Annotated in this window: 11 protein-coding genes; 9 read left to right on the top strand and 2 right to left on the bottom strand. The window is 54.8% G+C overall.

Features of this window, described 5'->3' with window-relative positions:
- Positions 1–157 precede the first annotated feature (157 nt).
- Genes R3C20_15150 through R3C20_15140 form a run of 3 tightly spaced genes read left to right on the top strand, consistent with a single transcriptional unit; the run spans position 158 to position 6,040 of the window.
- The gene (locus R3C20_15150; GenBank protein ID MEZ6041842.1) at positions 158–1,402 is read left to right on the top strand and encodes an ABC transporter permease; all 1,245 of its coding nucleotides are present in this window, start codon (positions 158–160) and stop codon (positions 1,400–1,402) included.
- Positions 1,403–1,408: 6 nt separating this feature from the next.
- Complete coding sequence (locus tag R3C20_15145; protein ID MEZ6041841.1) at positions 1,409–4,552, top strand: DUF1553 domain-containing protein; 3,144 nt, start codon at positions 1,409–1,411, stop codon at positions 4,550–4,552.
- A gap of 9 nt (positions 4,553–4,561) precedes the next feature.
- Positions 4,562–6,040 (top strand): DUF1501 domain-containing protein, encoded by a 1,479-nt coding sequence (locus R3C20_15140; GenBank protein ID MEZ6041840.1) that lies wholly within the window; start codon positions 4,562–4,564, stop codon positions 6,038–6,040.
- Positions 6,041–6,089: 49 nt separating this feature from the next.
- Here the strand turns inward: R3C20_15140 and R3C20_15135 are convergent, their stop codons facing one another.
- Positions 6,090–6,704 (bottom strand): HAD family phosphatase, encoded by a 615-nt coding sequence (locus R3C20_15135; protein MEZ6041839.1) that lies wholly within the window; start codon positions 6,702–6,704, stop codon positions 6,090–6,092.
- Between the two features lie 111 nt (positions 6,705–6,815).
- Positions 6,816–7,928, bottom strand: coding sequence for a sulfotransferase (locus R3C20_15130; GenBank protein MEZ6041838.1), 1,113 nt, complete (start codon positions 7,926–7,928; stop codon positions 6,816–6,818).
- 309 nt (positions 7,929–8,237) lie between these two features.
- On the opposite strand from R3C20_15130, the gene folE reads away from it, so the two are divergent.
- The 6 genes from folE (at position 8,238) to R3C20_15100 (ending at position 17,797) form a co-directional block, all read left to right on the top strand.
- The gene (folE, locus tag R3C20_15125) at positions 8,238–8,852 is read left to right on the top strand and encodes a GTP cyclohydrolase I FolE (protein ID MEZ6041837.1); all 615 of its coding nucleotides are present in this window, start codon (positions 8,238–8,240) and stop codon (positions 8,850–8,852) included.
- 56 nt (positions 8,853–8,908) lie between these two features.
- Positions 8,909–9,763 carry a hypothetical protein gene (locus tag R3C20_15120; GenBank protein ID MEZ6041836.1) on the top strand — a complete coding sequence of 285 codons (855 nt, stop codon included), beginning with the start codon at positions 8,909–8,911 and terminating at the stop codon, positions 9,761–9,763.
- 53 nt (positions 9,764–9,816) lie between these two features.
- The gene (locus R3C20_15115; GenBank protein MEZ6041835.1) at positions 9,817–10,284 is read left to right on the top strand and encodes a hypothetical protein; all 468 of its coding nucleotides are present in this window, start codon (positions 9,817–9,819) and stop codon (positions 10,282–10,284) included.
- Between the two features lie 207 nt (positions 10,285–10,491).
- The gene (locus R3C20_15110) at positions 10,492–13,563 is read left to right on the top strand and encodes an anaerobic glycerol-3-phosphate dehydrogenase subunit C (GenBank protein MEZ6041834.1); all 3,072 of its coding nucleotides are present in this window, start codon (positions 10,492–10,494) and stop codon (positions 13,561–13,563) included.
- Between the two features lie 469 nt (positions 13,564–14,032).
- Positions 14,033–15,124, top strand: a complete 1,092-nt coding sequence (locus tag R3C20_15105) for a nucleoside hydrolase (GenBank protein MEZ6041833.1) — start codon at positions 14,033–14,035, stop codon at positions 15,122–15,124.
- A 213-nt stretch (positions 15,125–15,337) separates the two neighbouring features.
- Complete coding sequence (locus R3C20_15100) at positions 15,338–17,797, top strand: glutamine amidotransferase (GenBank protein MEZ6041832.1); 2,460 nt, start codon at positions 15,338–15,340, stop codon at positions 17,795–17,797.
- Positions 17,798–17,821: the final 24 nt, after the last annotated feature.

Genomic DNA, 17,821 nt, shown 5'->3' with positions numbered 1-17,821 from the left:
TTGATCGTTAAACTTTGCCCAAACTTACTGACCAGAACAATTCAAAATAGTCGGGTCCGTGAAGCGGCAGAATCTGCCGTTCGGCAAGAGCGACAAGTTGAGCTATCATGGGTCGATTCACCCTTAACCACTGTTGGATTCTTCTCAGAGAGTTTGCATGAGTTTTCTTCTGACAATCTCTGTCGCCATTCGCGCGCTGGGTCGCAACAAGATGCGGGCCGCATTGACGGTACTGGGAATCGTCATCGGAATCGGAGCGGTCACCACCATGGTTTCGGTTGGCAGCAGCGCTGGCAAGCTGGTGCAGGATGAGTTGCAGTCGGTTGGAACGAACTTCATCTTTATCCAGCCCTCATTTCAAAAGCGGCATGGCGTCAGAACCGGTGGCCAGCCGACGCTGACGGTGGGTGATGCCGAAGCCATCGGAAGTGAATGCCAGAATGTTCTTGCCGCCTCTCCTCTTGTGGGGACAGGTGGTATGCCGGTCGTTCGCGGCAACAGCAACATGCAGCCGAATCAACTGCATGGTGTTGGCATCGAGTACCTGCGTGTTCGAAACTGGCAACTTCAGGCGGGCGGCTTCTTCTCCGAACGAGATATTCATGCGGCCAACGCCGTCTGTGTCATCGGTCATACTGTTGTTCGGGATCTGTTTCAGACTGAGAATCCGCTTGGACAAACAGTGCGTATCCGAAACATCCCGTTCACGGTCATCGGGGTTCTTGAATCCAAGGGCGCATCGATGGGGGGTGAGGATCAGGATAGTGTTTGCCTGATGCCATTCACGACCGTCAAGAAGCGTCTTCAGGGATCGGCATTCGATGATGTTCATGCCATTTTTGTCGCGGCGAAGACTCCTGAACAGATTCGGGATGCGGTGACGGAGATCCATCACTTGCTGATGGATCGTCATGGAATTGCTGCAGGGCAGGCACCCGACTTCCAGGTTCAGGGCAGCGATGAAATCGCTTCGATGCTGGGGACGATCACGGGCATTATGACAGGCCTGCTGGCTTCAATCGCCGGAATTTCTTTACTGGTTGGCGGCGTTGGTATTATGAATATCATGCTGGTCTCAGTCACTGAAAGAACCCGCGAGATCGGAATTCGAATGGCCGTCGGAGCGCGGGGCAGAGACATCCTGATTCAGTTTCTGATCGAATCGATCGTGCTTTCCTGTTTTGGTGGCGCGATCGGAATGCTGATGGGGATCGGGGCCTCAATCGGTATCACGAAGCTGATCAATGCCATCAGCAGTGGAGCTGACTGGCCGGTTGTTGTTTCAATACCTGCTGCCATCACGGCAATGGTTTTTGCCGCCTTCGTCGGTATGATCTTTGGTTTGTATCCCGCGTGGCGCGCGAGCCGACTGGATCCGATCGATGCCCTCAGATACGAATGATGTCCTATGCAAATCTGCAGACGCGCCGGAGTGATTGTGATCCCGATGACACTACAGGTGGCGTTGATGCTGTCAGCAGTCACTATGCCGGGGCAGAATACGCTGGCGGCAGACGACGCTAAAAACAGCAGCATCCAGAAGAGCGACATCGATTTCGAAAAGCAGATTCGTCCGATCCTGCTGGAACATTGTTCCGAGTGTCATGGGCCAAACCGTCAAAAAGGAGGTCTGCGTCTGGATGCCCGGCACGGAGCGTTCCATGGCGGGGAAAGTGGATTGGTGATTGTTCCAGGGCACCCGGAAGACAGTGAGCTGATCGTACGGATTTCTTCGACAGACGCGGATCAGATGCCTCCGGAGGGGCCGCGATTGTCCGACCGCGAATTGCATCTGCTTTCAGAATGGATTGAAGATGGCGCTGTCTGGCCGGAAACAGACTATGACCGCGATGCCGCCATGGACCCTCGTCTGAATCACTGGGCGTGGCAACCCGTCGCGGTCGTCGATCCGCCCCCCGCTTTTCGGGAACGGCTGCCGGATGGCTGGAACAGTGCGTCGCTGAACCCCATTGATCGCTTCATTCTCCGGACTCTGCATGAAAGCGAATTGCAGCCATCATCGATGGCCGACCGTCGTTCACTGATTCGTCGTCTGTCATTTGATTTGCGTGGACTGCCGCCAACGCCCGCGGAGATTGATGATTTCGAACGCGACACGGGCAGCGATGCTTACGAGAAACTCGTGGATCGCATGCTGGCATCACCGCGGTACGGCGAGCGATGGGCGAGGCACTGGCTGGACGTCGCTCACTACGCAGATACACATGGGTTCGAACGCGATCAGCGTCGTGATCATGCGTGGCGATATCGCGATTGGGTAATCCGCGCTTTCAATCAGGACCTGCCCTACGATCAGTTTTTGCGTCTGCAGATTGCCGGAGATGTGATTGCCCCCGATGATCCCGACGGCACGATCGCCACAGGATTTCTGGCCGCGGGCCCCTGGGATTTCGTGGGACAAAAAGAGACGCCCAGTCCTGTGCTCAGACGATTAGCCAGAGCCGATGACCTGGACGACATGGTAACACAGGTGATGACCGCCAGCTGTGGACTCACAATCAACTGCGCGCGATGCCACGATCACAAGCTCGACCCCGTTTCTCAGCGTGAGTACTACTCGCTTTGGGCTGTGTTTTCGGGTGTGAAGCGGGAAGATCGCCTGGTCTCCTCACAGGAAAAACAGCAGCGGGACCAGCAACGAGACGAACTGTCGCGTCAGATCGCGGAACTCAGAGCGCGATTGAGTTTGACAGGCCCGCCAGGCATTGATCTTGCTGATGTGGTTGGAGGCGGCGATGGATTCGGAACAGGCAACGTGGGTTCAGGGATTGATCCGAACAGCGGGCAGGTGCTGAATGAAAAACGAGGATTCATTGCCGGGGCAGTCACAAATACTTTTCACCCGGTTAACCACCATGATCTGATTGATGGAGTTGTGATACCTTCCGGAGGTTCCGATCGTGGCGTGTGTGTGACATCTACCGGCATCGTCGCAACATCGGTGCCCAAATCCAGCGGTCAGGCCTGGGATGCAATTCGCAATGGCGCTGTCCATTCGCAGTATTCGACTGAGCTGGGCGGAGTCGACTTTTCTGAAGCCGGTCATTCACTTCTGTCAACCCACGCCAATGCCGGCATCACCTTCCATCTGAAGAAGATGGCTGTCCGTTTGGCCGACCGATTCGCTCTCCGTGGTCCCATTCCGCTGCGCCTTGTCGGGCAGGTGGGCTATTTCGGGCAAACACCTAAAGCCGGAGCCAGTATTCACATTCTCGCTGATGGATTGCCTCTTTTCGAAAGAAAGGGTCTTGGCCGAGACGATGGGCTGATTGAAATTGATTGTGACCTCCCGGCTGACGCCTCTTTTCTTACTCTGCTGGCAACGGACAATGGCAATGGAATTAGTCATGATCAGATTTGCTTTTGTGACCTGAAGGTTGTTCAGACACAGGCGGAATTGTCTGAGACTCAGGCGGCTGAAAATCTCCGGCGAATGAAAGAAGCGGAGAGTCTTCGTCATCAGATTGCCCGGTTAAATCAGCAGCGGGACTCTATACCGGAGCCTGCATTGGTGTATGCCGTCGCGGTGGATCCACCCCAGCCTGTCCATCTGTTGAGCCGCGGCAATCCGGAACAACCCCTGGAAGTCGTTTCTCCCGGAACGGTCTCGTGTCTGCCGCAGATGGAAAGCAACTTCGGAGACAATTCGACCAGTGATTCGGAACGCCGACGCGCACTGGCATCATGGATAACATCCCCCGACAACCCACTGACTCCAAGGGTCCTTGTCAACCGTTTGTGGCACTATCACTTCGGGGTCGGGCTCGTCGATACGCCCAGCGATTTTGGACTGGGAGGTGGCAAACCTTCACACTCCGAATTGCTCGACTGGCTGGCGTCCGAATTTGTCCGCAACGGATGGTCGGTGAAGGCGATGCATCGTCTCATCTGTACCAGCAGTGTGTACCGCCAGAAATCGACTCTGCAAACGGCCACACCAGACGATGACCTCAGCAATTGGCAACGCGGTCGTGAAAAAGATGCCGACAACCGATTGCTCTGGCGCCAGAATCCTCGCCGACTGGATGCCGAATCGATTCGCGACGCCGTACTGACGGTTTCGGGGAAATTGAATCTTCAGATGTTTGGGCCCGGCTACCAGGACTTCGAATACATCGAAGAGTACGCACCTGTCTACAGATACATCACCGCAGACTCACCGGAACTTTGGCGACGCACCATTTACCGATTCGTCGTTCGCACGACACCGGATCCGTTCTTAACAACCATGGACTGTCCCAATCCCGCCAACATGACCCCGGCACGAAATGTCACCACGACTGCCCTGCAGTCGCTGGCCATGATGAACGACGAATTCATGTTGAAACAGGCCGGTTACTTTGCGGATCGTCTGGAACAAGCCGCTCCGGGGGATCGACAGCGGCAAATTCAAATGGCCTTCCGGCTGGCATTTGGGCGGCCGGCTTCGGAAGCAGAAGAGAGTGCATCGTTCGGGTTTGTCGATGCCGCAGGGATGCATGAATTCTGCCGCAGCCTGATGAATGCAAACGAATTCGTTTACATCGATTGAAGGTTCTGCATGCAAAAACAATCGAATAAGAACAGGGCGTTCCAGTCGCGTCGCTCCTTCCTGCAGGGTTTGGGGGATGGTCTGGGAACCGTTGCGCTGGCAACCATGCTCGCAGAATCCTCGACTGCGCGGGAAAAGAGTTCGCAGAATGATCGCGGTGAGCGATCATATACCGCAGGAAGCATGGACAGGCGGCATCATTCTGCCTCTGCCAGCAGCGTGATACAGATCTTCTGCCCGGGCGGCATGAGCCATGTGGATACGTGGGACTATCGCCCTGAACTTCATCGCGCTCACGGCATGCCATTCGACGCGGAGCTTGGAAAGCAGACGTTTGCAGGAGTCGCCGGGACGTACGCCGGAAGTTTCTGGCGGTTTCGTCAGCATGGAGAATGTGGTCGATGGATCAGCAGTCTGTTCCCTCGAATGGCCAAGCACGTCGACGAAATGGCTTTCATCTACTCCATGCAGAACAAGTCGGCGTTGCATGGTCCGGCCATGTTTATGATGAACAGTGGTTTCATCCGTCCCGGCTTTCCTTCGATGGGTTCCTGGGTGACTTACGGACTTGGCTGTGAAACTCAGAATCTGCCAGCGTTTGTCGTTCTGCCGGACGTCCGTGGTCTGCCTCCTGGTGGTGTCGTCAACTGGAATGCTGGATTTCTTCCGGCGGTGCACCAGGGAACGGTCATTGAGACAGCAGCAGACAAGGCTCCGATCGCCAATTTGTTTGCCCCGGATGGTTATCTGAATTCCAGCGACAAGAGTCGACAGTTTCTTCGACTGCTGAATGATCGCCACGCCAGTCAGCGAATCGGAGATACTCTGCTTGATGCACGCATTGCCAGTTACGAACTCTCGGCCAAACTGCAGCTCAGTGCACCGGAAGCTGTCGACCTGACGACAGAATCACAATCGACGCATGCCCTGTATGAGCTGCAGGACGAAGATGCGGGTCCGTTTGGCAGGCAATGCCTGCTGGCACGTCGTTTTGTCGAACGCGGAGTTCGCTTCGTGCAGATTTTCTGCGGGGCAGAAAACACGAGCAAGAAGAAGATTCGCCCGAACTGGGATTCGCATGAAGACATCGTTCGCGACCATGGCTATTGGGGACGAATTCTGGATGCCGGAGTGCATGCTTTGTTAACCGACCTTAAGTCTCGAGGTCTGCTGGATTCGACGCTGGTCATGTGCACCACCGAATTCGGACGCCAGCCGTTTATGCAGGGCAGGCAAAAAGGCCGAGATCATAATCCCGGCGTCTTCACGTCGTGGCTGGCTGGCGGGGGAATTCGTGGTGGCTCCAGTTATGGAAGCAGCGATGACATGGGATGGAAAGCCGCGGAAAATCCCTGTTACAGTTACGACCTCCATGCCACAGCGCTGCATCTGCTGGGGATCGATCACGAACAACTCACCTGGTATCAGAATGGCATTCCACGTCGACTGACAGACGTTCACGGACACGTGATAAAGGACATCATCTGAATCACACGCCCCGAGCTGGCATCATGAATTCGGTGTCATGAATCCAGTGTCATGAATCCAGTGTCACTCCCAGATTGATCAGATCCTGAATCAGATTCGGCGTATCGGTGTAGAGGCGAGCGTTGATCCCCATTGTTGTGGCCTGATCAATATAGGCCTGAATATCATCCGTATAAAAACACTCGCCCGGGGAGCACTGAGCACGCGCGAGGGCGGCTTCAAAGATTTCTGGTTCCGGTTTTAACGCACCAACTTCCCAGGAAGTCACTCGGTCGTGCATGAATCCCAGCACGTCGAAATGGGCCTCGATAAATCGAAGGTGTGTCACGCTGGTGTTGGAAAGCAGAACCAGTCGCATCCCGGAATCAGAAAGCATGCGCAGCACGGGAAGAATTGATTCGTTCAGCCAGAAGATATCAGCGGCTGCATGCTTCAATTCGTCAATGGAAATGGCGCGTCCGGTTGCCGCTTCAAATTCCGAATGGAATTGCTCTTCAGTTATCTCACCCCGCTCCAGTTTCCACTGACGGCCGTCATCCAGCAGGAACCGGCGGGTCGTCTCTGTATCCCAGCCGCAGACGCGGGCAATATTTTCGCACATGCGATCATGAGAGAAATAAACCAGAACGTTACCCATGTCAAAGAAACAGGTTCGTATGGCCATGATGAATTTCTACCAGAGTTCATGTGGAATTGGTGGCAGGATTTGAAACGGCAGAAGTGCTTCGGGGAACGCGTCAGGTGATGGCCGCCGACAGGTATTTGCTGAGGATGGCTATGGAGCCTTGTATCCGTGTGCATCAGCGAAGGGCGTCAGGTAAGGCGACACTCGCTCCAGATAGCCATCGTCGAATTTGTATTCGTTGTTCACATATCCCTGAAGACTGTCGACGTAGGCCTGCATTCGAGGGCGAAGGTCGTCCCATCCCGGCAGGTCAAACTTTCGGTAGACATTTTCAATCAGCGGCATGGGATCAGATGTCATGTCTTCGTGTCGAATTTCAATCAGATTCTCCGCCGGGATCAGACTGCGGTCCTTCATCCACTGTTCCATGATCAGTTGATATCGAATGGATACAAACTGTTCGATGTCTTCTTTCGTGCATGGATGAAAAGCCATCTGCTGAACAAATCGATCCATCAGTTTCATTGTCGATGCGTGTACAAGCCAGGGATTGCGGTACACGTGGATGAATTTTGCATCGGGATACCTTCGCAGAACTTCCTGAATGCGACCAACGTTCGGTGGGTTCTTCAGTAGTAGTCTCCGGCCTCCCGAAGCGAATGAGACTTTCTTCAGGAGAAAGTCGTACCATGTTCCCCAGTGTTCGCGGTCGAAATCGGAACTGCCCTCAAACAACACTGTCTCGCGAAATGTACGTTCGGCAATCTTCGGGAAGAAGTAGTTCAGATAGTGTGACATGTGCGTCATGCCTGCCAGAGCGAAATCTTCTGACATGGGTTCATCAATACCCAGAGGCACGGCATCCATCGGACGACTCTTGGGAAGCCGCCGACTCACAATTTTTCGGGCCAGCTTTTCGCAGGTCAGGAATCCGTTCGGAACGGCGCAATGAAGCAGAGTGACGCTCGCAAACTGAGGGTCCTGCAGAAAATGATTGTGGGCGTTCGTCGTTCCACTTCGCCAATGGCCCACAATAAAAACAGGGGGTGCGCTCAGCTTGTGCCGACGAACAGCACGTCCGAAGCGAAGCGATTCGAACCCGCGTATCGGAACCGTAATCAGGGTGAAAAGGGTAATACAAATCGCCTGAAACCAGTGTGAAGGCGCGATGTGGCGACCGTACCGGGCCAACACGCGCAACCAGTTGGAAAGCGTGGAGAAGTACAGTAAGTGCGGCAGCTTGATTCGTTTTCCGTCAGCCATAAATCCGGATCTGGGTCACCTGGTTGATTTTAATTTTCAGAGACCGAAACACCTGCATGGTCCCCGGGCAGTGATCGATTCCCGTCTCACAGCGGGGGCAATTCTGTGCTCTGCGAACAAAAGTGCCCACTATAGACATAAACTTTTCATCGCAGGGAAAACGGACCCCAATGGATTTTTACTTTTCGCACAGAACACAGTGGTGCGTGCATCGCAATCTCCTGAACGGTAAACTCCACGACTTTTGCGTTTGCATGTTCCCAGCACTTGCGGGAGTGAACGTACCAAATCCCCTGGGGCACATTGAACATGACCGATCTGAACAAGACCCTTGCCGGTGCGTCCATTCCGCCGGAAGCAAGGAACGTTGATCATCAGCGTATCGAGGCGGCGGTACGCGAAATTCTGCTGGCGGTTGGTGAGGATCCGGACCGCGATGGATTGCAGGAAACTCCTGCTCGCGTAGCGCGGATGTACGCCGAGATTTTTGGCGGATTGCATGTCGAACCTGGTCGCCATCTGCACAAGGTATTTGAAGAACAGTACGACGAAATGGTGCTGGTGCGGGATATCTCGTTTAACAGCATGTGCGAGCATCATTTGCTGCCGTTCATGGGTGTTGCCCACGTTGGTTATATCCCTCGGGGAAAAGTCACCGGGCTCAGCAAACTGGCCCGCGTTGTCGATGAGGTCGCTCGGCGACCACAGGTTCAGGAGCGGATGACACACACTGTCGCGGACCTGATTGAGAATGAACTGCAGGCAAAGGGTGTTGTGGTGGTTATTGAGGCCGAACATACGTGCATGACCATTCGCGGCGTCAAGAAGCCCGGCGCTTTGACGGTGACGAGTGCGGTGCGGGGGTTGTTCAAGAACAACATGGGCAGCCGGGCCGAGGCAATGTCGCTCATCAATCGGAAATAGTTGGCTGGGCGTCGTATTTCGTACAAAGTCCTCACCGCCCTTTGATGGCTTTTTCAATGATTGCTCTGTTCGTCCTGAAGCTCACCGCCGGAATCACCCTGATGTGGTTCCTGATGCCTCGAAAACAGGTCACTGACGGCTTTTTTCGTATTCAGATGCGTCTTGTGCTCGGAACCACGGTCCTTTGCTCTCTGTTGCTTTCTGCCACTACCACTTTCGAAGCAGTCGCTGCGGGCAGAGACTTGTTGGCCGATTCCGCGGATCAGGCGTCGGATGATCAGATTGCACTTGAAAGCCCGCCCGCCACAGTGGCCGCCAGCAGTCGAACGGCGCACCAAATTCGCATCATGCAGATTGCCGCTGCGTTCATTGCCTATCCCGGTTCGATTTTCTGGGCTCTGGGCCGCCGAACTCCGGGGAATATTTGTATCTGGCTGCTGACGCTCTTATGTACGGGGAGCGTGGTTCTGCATTCGGTGTCCATCGGGACAGATGCTGCCACATGGTTACAGTTGCTCTCAGATGTTTCGTCTTCCCTGGTGCTCGGAGCGACACTAACGGGTATGTTGCTGGGGCACTGGTACCTGACGACACCGACGATGTCGATCACTCCTTTGTGGTGGTTTAACCGCATGCTTGTGGTCGCCGGAGTCCTGCGTCTGCTGGCGTCAGCGGTCACCTTCGCACAATTTGGCTTTGCCACCTCAGACCTCACACGACAAATGTGGGCGTCGATCCGCATTATCGGCGGAGGGCTGGTACCGCTGATTGTCGCGATCCTCGTCTGGAGAATTTTGAAACACCGAAATACGCAGTCGGCAACAGGTGTTTTGTTTGCCGGTCTGATTCTTGTCTTCATGGGTGAAATGACAGCCGCGCTGCTCGAACGTGACGTCCATTTGCCATACTGACGGAATGTTCCGAACAAAGACATCACCAATTGCCGGTGAATGAAAGCACATTCATGCACATTATCTTTCAATGCCCGGTCTGCAGTCACCAAACGGTTTCTTCTCCAGCGCCTGCTGATAGTCCGGTTTCATGTCAGTGCGGCTGGACGCGGGACGAGGGGAGTCACGACTACCAGAACGGCCATCTTTGCCGATGTCGCATTTGCGGTTGTGAAGATCTGTGGCGTCAGAAGGATTTTCCACCTGCGCTGGGTTTGCTGTTCGTAGCGATGGGCATCATTCTGAGTTCCATTGCCTGGGCGTGGCATCGTCCACTCATCGCGATGGGCGTTTTGATGGGGTTTGCTTTAGTCGACCTGTTACTCTATACGTTTATGGGCGACATGCTGGTGTGCTACCGCTGCCGTTCACGCCATCGGAAGTCAGCAATGGACGACGAGCATCCGCGGTTTCACCTGGAGACTGCCGAACGTTACCGTCAGCAGGCACTGCGTGAACAGGAGTTACAGAAGCACCAGTGATGTTACAGTGCCTCCTGGAATCCCGGAATCGTATTTGGCAGTCAGTTCAGTTTTGTGGGATTGTAGAACAACCGCCGGGTAAATCGCCTTGATTCGAAGACAGTGGCGGCCGGTAACGTTCCTCGATGGATCTGGTGTTCAGAGAGAATTTTGTGTGCCGTGAGAACAGCATCGTAGTGCGAACCCCCGTTGCAGTTCGGAGTCGTTGTGGAGGAAATTCGTCGCAGACTAATCGAAGACCTCAGCGATGTGGTCGAAGGCGAAATTCGCGTTGACCGCGCGGTTCGCGCTGCGTATTCGACGGATGCAAGTCTGTACGAGGTGGAGCCTGTTGCGGTCATCTTTCCCCGAACCACTGCGGACATTGAAGCCATCGCTCAGTGGTCGGCTGATGCTCGAGTGCCGCTGATACCTCGTGGTGCAGGAACCGGTTTGGCTGGCGGCGCTATTGGTGCCGGAGTCGTTCTGGATTTCTCTCGCCACATGAATTCAATCATCCGCATCGATTCTGAAACGGTGCGTGTTCAGGCGGGAATGACTCGAGGGCAATTGAATCGCACACTTCGGGAGCATGGCCGTCATTTCGCTCCGGATCCGTCGAATACGGAGGTCACGACAGTCGGCGGGATGCTGGGAGTTGACGCCGCAGGTTCGCATGCTGTGCGTATTGGGTCGGCTCGCGACCATGTTCAAAGCATCGAATGTGTGCTCAGCGGAGGGCAGCGACTTGAGCTTGGTCTTGAAACCATCGATACCCAGTTTCTGATTGGTCAGCCAGCCGCCAGCGTCGTCGATCATGTGCTGGATGAGCCGGCATCCCGATTTCTTCCACCCGTACGAAACGAATCCCTGCAGCTTTCTGCGTTGACGCCAGCCACTCGCCGCGCGGATTTGATTGAACGGTTGAATGCAATCCTTCTGGAGCACGAATCCGCCATTCGTCAGTATCAACCGCCGATGCTGCGAAACTGTGCAGGTTATATGCTGCGAGGCGTCCGCCAGAAGAACAAACTGGATCTGCCACGACTTCTGGTTGGTTCAGAAGGGTCGCTTGCGCTGTTCACAGAGGCCACGTTGTATACGATGCCATTGCCAAAGTTCCGTGCGGCGGCGATGCTGATGTTCGGGACGCTGGAAGATGCCATTCAGGCGATGCAGATCCTGTTGCCACTGGAACCCAGCGCTTGCGATTTGCTGGATCGACGATTGTTGAGCCTGGGGCGCGGTGCAGATGCAAGATTGCGGGACCTGATTCTGCCGGATGCCGAAGGCTGCCTGATTCTGGAATTTCCCGGGCAGACAGAACGCGAAGTCCGACAACGACTGTCCGATTCGCAGAGAATTCTGAAAGACCGCGACATCGACTGCCGCGTGACCTGCGAAGCGCACACGTTCGAAGATGTGGAGCTTGTCTGGTCGTTGCCGTCGCGAGTTGTTTCGCTGATGGCCGGACTCAAGGGAGCGTCACGACCGCTTCCCTTCGTTGAAGACATCGCCGTTCCGCCCGATCGCCTGGTCGAATTCATGCTGCTGGCCCAGCGAACGTTTCAAAAGCATGAGGTAACGGCCACACTCTATTCGCACGCTGCCTCTGGACAATTGCACTTCCGTCCTATTATGCCCGTCCCGCGCAGTGAAGACCGACATCGGATCGAAGCAATTGCTCGTGAACTCTACCGGCACGTTGTTGCCGTTGGAGGCAGTATCAGTGGCGAACATGGTGATGGGTTTTCTCGCACCGCATTTCTGCGAACTCAGTACGGACCGCTTTACCGAGCCTTCCAGCAGGTCAAGGATGTGTTTGATCCGGAACGATTGATGAATCCTGATAAGATCATCAGCAACGATCCGCAACTGACAATTCGGAACCTGCGGCGAGTCGAACAGTTGCCGGCAGAACCATCACTCGAACCGGTTGTAGCGTCCCCGGTCGTTCGCCTTCCCATTGTTCAACTCAGCTGGTCTGCTGAAGAAGCCATCGATACGGCCGTTCGCTGCAATGGATGCGGGACATGCCGAGTCGAATCGTCGTTGCTGCGAATGTGTCCGTTCGTGCTGGAGAATGGTCCGGAAGAACTGACGCCACGTGCAAAGGCAAACCTGGTTCGTCAGGCGTTAACACGGACGACTGCAGAAGATTTACTCAGCCACGAATCTATTCGGCCGGTGATCGAAAGCTGCTTCAACTGCCGACAGTGTCAGCTCGAATGTCCGTCAGAAGTGGATATTCCCCATCTGATTCTCGAAGCACGTGCACAGCATGTTGCGGCCAACGGTCTGACAAAGTCTGACTGGCTGCTGTCCCGTTTTCATACATACGCACGTCTGGCATCCAGGTTCAGCTGGATCATCAACCGCCTGCTTCAAAGCAGTGTGTTCCGTCGAATCATTCAACGAACTATTGGCGTGGCCGCAAAACGGCGTTTGCCCGCTTTTGCCAGCCGGCCATTCATGAAATCACCAAGAATTGACAGCGACGAAAACACTGGTGCCCCTGGACAGGGTCGACCAACGGTCGTGTACTTTGTGGATTATTTTGCAAACCATCACGATCCCGAACTGGCGGAAGCTTTCATCCGCATCCTCGAACACAACGGTTATCGGGTCTTCGTGCCGCCTGAACAGACCGTTTCCGGAATGGCCATGATTGCTGTCGGCGATCTGGAAGCTGCTCGAGCAGTCGCTGAGCAGAATGTTCGCTCACTGGTCGAACCCGCTCGTGAGGGTTACCCGATTCTCTGCACCGAACCCAGTGCAGCCCTTTGCCTGTCGCAGGAGTACCCCATGCTGCTGCGGTCGGATGATGTCGAAGTCATCGCCCAGCAAACAATGGACGCGGGATCTTTCCTGCTGGATCTGCATCGAAAAGGAAAGCTGCGCAGAGACTTCGGACCACTCAATGTTTCCATTGGTTACCATACTCCATGTCATGTGAAAGCACTGCGGCGAGGGCAGCCACTTCGAGAATTGCTTTCACTGATTCCCGAACTCACCATCCAGGACATCGACAAAGGATGCACCGGAATGGCAGGAACATTCGGCCTGGCCGCGGAACACTTCGAAAAGTCCATCTCAATTGGTGCCCCACTGATGGAGGAACTGCAGACCATCAATGCCGTCGCTGGTGCTACGGAATGCAGTAGCTGCCGCATGCAGATGGAACAGGCCGCCACGATTCCAACCATCCATCCGATCAAGCTACTGGCACTGTCCTATGGGCTGATGCCATCCATTCGCCATCGCCTGATCTCACGTCCGGTCGGGCTGCGGCTGTCGTAGGAAGAAATTGGCAGAAAGGCTTCGGAGGTCCACTTCCGTCGCCTGACTCTTCTCAGGAGAACGCCACCCACCGCGAATCGGTTTGCTTCTGTTCGATCCAGAAGCCGTCTCAGGCCGCTGATTCCCGCGAATGTCAGGAAGACAACCGTCGTCGTGAACGAAAAGGAAGCGAAAAGAGATGTCGCCACGATTGCGATTTCGGTCGCTCCGTTCGTTGCGTTCCTCTGAATGAGTCTGCAGAATCAGTTGCCGGGGATTGAATTTGAAACGGCGGCAGGTATCACAGCCATTTCTCATGCCGCAGGTTTGAATCCCAGGCGTTCTTCGAACCCTGTTGCAGAAGTCGTGAGGCAGCCTGAAATGCGTCAGACTTCTGAGTGCGTCAAAAATTCTGCTCTTCGAAAACACCGCTCTGTGCCGTGTTGAAACGACCTGCCAACAAACCGATCTGTCGATCTGGTGACACATCATGAAAATTCCTGAAACAAGCACAACTGACTCTTCCTCCCCGACTGATGCTGGTCTGCAAAGAAGTTGTCGGCCCTGGCGGGTCATCCTTCTCGCGGGTTTCATTGGCGTCGGCTGGACCCTGTCCTGCAACGTGGTCATGGCCGCGGAGCCCGTTCCGATAATTTTCGATACCGACATCGGTAATGATGTGGATGATGTGCTGGCTCTGGGGATGATTCATTCACTTCAGAGCCGCGGGGTCTGTGAACTGATCGCTGTGACGATCACAAAAGACCATGACCAGTGTGCGCCATTTGTGGATGCCGTGAATACCTTTTATGGTCGCGGAGATGTTCCTGTTGGTGTTTGTCGCAGCGGCATTACGCCGCAGCAAAGCAAGTTCACCGTGCTGGCAGATCAGAAGGATGGTGATAGTGATCGGTATCCGCACGATTTGCGGTCTGGGGCAGACGCTCCTGATGCGGTCGCTGTGCTGCGAAAATCGCTCGCGGCCAGTGAAGACGGCAGCGTCGTTATCGCCCAGGTCGGCTTCTCGACCAATCTTGCAGATTTGTTGTCCTCAGAAGCGTGCGAAGTATCGCCTCTGAATGGAGTGGACCTGGTGAAGAAGAAAGTGAAGCTGTTGTCCGTGATGGCTGGCGCGTTTCAACCCATCCGGGGAGCGACCCATCTGGAATACAATATTGTGAAGGATATCCCTTCGGCTCAGAAGCTCGTTTCGGAATGGCCCGGTCAGATCGTATTCAGCGGTTTCGAGATCGGGCTGGCGGCTGCCTACCCGGCCACGAGTATCGAGCAGGACTACAACTACGTGCTTCATCATCCGCTTGCGGAATCTTATGTCCTCTACAATCCTCCTCCGCATAATCGACCCACATGGGACCTGACAAGTGTGCTGTACGGACTGTTTCCGCATCGCGGTTACTTCGACGTTTCTGCGGCCGGAATTGTGAGCGTGGATGACAAGGGAGAAACCGTTCATGTGCAGAACGCAGAGGGGAAACACCACTTCCTGAAAATGTCGGACGCTCAGCAGATCCGAGTGGTCGAAGCATTGGTTCAGCTTTCAAGTGAGCCGCCGCACCATTGAGACCATCCCGGGACAATCGCCGGAATACCATCGTTGAACTGCCGGCCGCATCCAGCGGTACTGCAGGGCCGGCAAATTCAAAGTCGAAAGCATATCCAGTGTCAAGGATATCCCGTGTCAGTAGAAAGATGAGTTGCCGGACCGGTAACATCCGGGATCTGGCATTGCTGCGGTTGCCGGACTGTGTCATCACCCTTCGCCACGGCCAGACCAATGATGTGTGAACTGTGGACTCAAACAGGTTTGATCACAATTGTTGCCGGCGATCCGGACTGGTTGCCTGCCGCCGTTGGGGTTGCGATCCTGGGAGTTGCTTTGGCACTCTTGCTGAACTGGCGTCGTTTGTCCGGGCAGGTCTTAGGGACAACGCTTCGAATGGCAGGCTGGATGCTTCTGGCGGCTTGCCTTGTGAATCCACTCTGGACAAGTTCGCGTCCCAAGCGCGGAGCGAATGTGCTGGCAGTTGTGACCGATATCAGTCGCAGCCATCTCGTCAAAACGGATTCCGAGCAATCGCGTTCCGAAATTCTGAAACGATTAATTGAGGTTGGCGAAAGCAATGAACCAGCCGGCTGGCTGAATCGTATTGATCAGGATTTTGAACTGCGTCGCTATGTCGTCAGTGACCGGCTCCGGCAGGTGGAACAGTATGGCGACCTTCAGTTTGAGGGCGTCGCATCGAGTGTATATACCGCGCTCGACCAGCTGAAACAGCGGTACGATGGTCAACCGCTGGCAGGCATCGTATTAATCTCCGATGGAAACGCGACGGATCTGCCGGCGTCGGCTGAGCAGCTCAGCGGGATTGCGCCGGTCTATCCCATTCTAATGCGTGACGATGGGAATTACCCGGACGCAGCAATCGGATCGGTGGCGACATCTCAGACCGCTTTTGATGACGCCCCGGTCACGATCCTGGTGCAGCCGGCGGTACAGGAGGCTGGAAGTTATCAGTTGCAGGTCACATTGCTGGATGCGGAAGGCAACCTGCTTGAAACTCAGACACGTCCGGCATCTGATGATACACCCTTTCGATTTCGCAACCGACCAACTGAGGGCGGAACCGTCTTTTATCAGGTCCGGGCCAGTCTGCTGGATCCGTCTGGTGAAGAAGTTGTGGAAGAAACGACACTCGTTAACAACGATCGACTCATTTCTGTTGATCGTGGAAGTCAGCCACGGCGAGTGCTGTACGTGAGTGGTCGGCCAAACTGGGAATTCAAATTCCTGCGTCGTGCGGTTGAAACTGACCCTATGCTCGAACTTGTTGGTCTGATTCGAATCGCAAAAAAAGAAGCAAAATTCGATTTTCGAGGGCGTGACGGAGAACGTTCGAATTCGTTGTTTCGTGGCTTCGAAAAGGATGAACAGGAAATTGCGGAAGAATATGACGAACCTGTCATGGTTCGGATTGGAACCAGAGACGAAAACGAATTACGAGGCGGGTTTCCAGAAACGGCCGAAGAACTTTTTGTCTACGACGCAATTGTGCTGGACGATATCGAAGCGGGGTTCTTTCTGGCCGATCAGCTGACGCTCATTTACGACTTTGTCTCTCGTCGCGGCGGTGGCCTGCTGATGCTGGGCGGACAGGAATCCTTCCGGCAGGGCGAATACGATCGAACGCCTGTCGGCGAAATGCTGCCAGTGGACCTGAGTCGTTCCATGGATGTTCCCGTGGGTCCCGTGCGAATGACGCTGACGCGAGACGGATGGCTTCAGCCATGGATTCGCATCTACGATGACGAGTCCGAAGAACAGGATCGCCTTGATCGCATGCCGGGCTTTCTGACGCTCAACGCAACCGGCTTTGTTCGTCCAGGGGCCGTTGTGATGGCAGAGGTTCAGGATACGTCGGACAACCGTTGGCCGGCCCTGGTGACTCAACGATTTGGCAAGGGTCGGTCCGCAGCGCTTTGTATTGGTGACTTCTGGCGATGGCGTCTTCGTGAAGGTCTGGATTCTTTGCGCGATGCCGATGGAAACCAGTCGATGACTAATGGACAGATGCGAAGTCCGTCGATTGTTGCCCCGGGCGGAATAGCCAATGAAGATTACGGACAACATGCCAGCGCTTGTCGTCAGATGCTGCGCTGGCTGGTTTCGGATGTGCCGCGGCAGCTGGATATTTCCATCAAACCGGATCCTGCACTGGGGGTTGGTTCCGTTCGTATCCAGGCAACGGTGAAGGGGCCGGATTTCGAACTTCGCGAAAATGCAGATGTGCGATTCGACGTCGTTGATCCTGATGGAAGGCCACTACAAATTGTCGGCGAACCATCGGCAAATGATCCTGGCGTTTTCGAAGCCGTCGTGGCGGCAGAGAAAGCTGGTGCCTGGAGAGTTACCGGGACAGCCCAGATGGTGAATGACGAAGGCAAAGATCTGGATCCGATTGTTGCCGCGTCCGGGTGGGCCAGTCAGCCGGATCAGGATGAAATGAAATCTGTCCGAATCAATCACACTTTTCTGAAAGAAGTCGCTGATGTGTCGGGTGGAAGAACGGTGAGCATCGATGACATCGACAGCTTCGTCGACAGTTTGCCACAAACGAGCGTTCCGCTGGTCGAAATTCATTCGTGGCCGCTTTGGCACCAGTGGTGGGTCTTTCTGATTGCCATCGGTTGCTTCGCCACTGACTGGACTTTGCGTCGTCGTCGTGGGCTACCATAATCCACGGACTCAACCGCGGTCCTG

The sequence above is a fragment of the Planctomycetaceae bacterium genome (assembly GCA_041398825.1).
In the GTDB taxonomy this organism is placed as follows: Bacteria; Planctomycetota; Planctomycetia; order Planctomycetales; family Planctomycetaceae; genus F1-80-MAGs062.
This window is presented reverse-complemented; position numbering and strand designations above follow the sequence as displayed.

Coding starts and splice junctions, on each gene's coding strand:
- R3C20_15150 (MEZ6041842.1), top strand. CDS start 158: ATGAGTTTTCTTCTGACAATCTCTGTCGCCATTCGCGCGCTGGGTCGC.
- R3C20_15145 (MEZ6041841.1), top strand. CDS start 1,409: ATGCAAATCTGCAGACGCGCCGGAGTGATTGTGATCCCGATGACACTA.
- R3C20_15140 (MEZ6041840.1), top strand. CDS start 4,562: ATGCAAAAACAATCGAATAAGAACAGGGCGTTCCAGTCGCGTCGCTCC.
- R3C20_15135 (MEZ6041839.1), bottom strand. CDS start 6,704: ATGGCCATACGAACCTGTTTCTTTGACATGGGTAACGTTCTGGTTTAT.
- R3C20_15130 (MEZ6041838.1), bottom strand. CDS start 7,928: ATGGCTGACGGAAAACGAATCAAGCTGCCGCACTTACTGTACTTCTCC.
- folE (MEZ6041837.1), top strand. CDS start 8,238: ATGACCGATCTGAACAAGACCCTTGCCGGTGCGTCCATTCCGCCGGAA.
- R3C20_15120 (MEZ6041836.1), top strand. CDS start 8,909: ATGATTGCTCTGTTCGTCCTGAAGCTCACCGCCGGAATCACCCTGATG.
- R3C20_15115 (MEZ6041835.1), top strand. CDS start 9,817: ATGCACATTATCTTTCAATGCCCGGTCTGCAGTCACCAAACGGTTTCT.
- R3C20_15105 (MEZ6041833.1), top strand. CDS start 14,033: ATGAAAATTCCTGAAACAAGCACAACTGACTCTTCCTCCCCGACTGAT.
- R3C20_15100 (MEZ6041832.1), top strand. CDS start 15,338: ATGATGTGTGAACTGTGGACTCAAACAGGTTTGATCACAATTGTTGCC.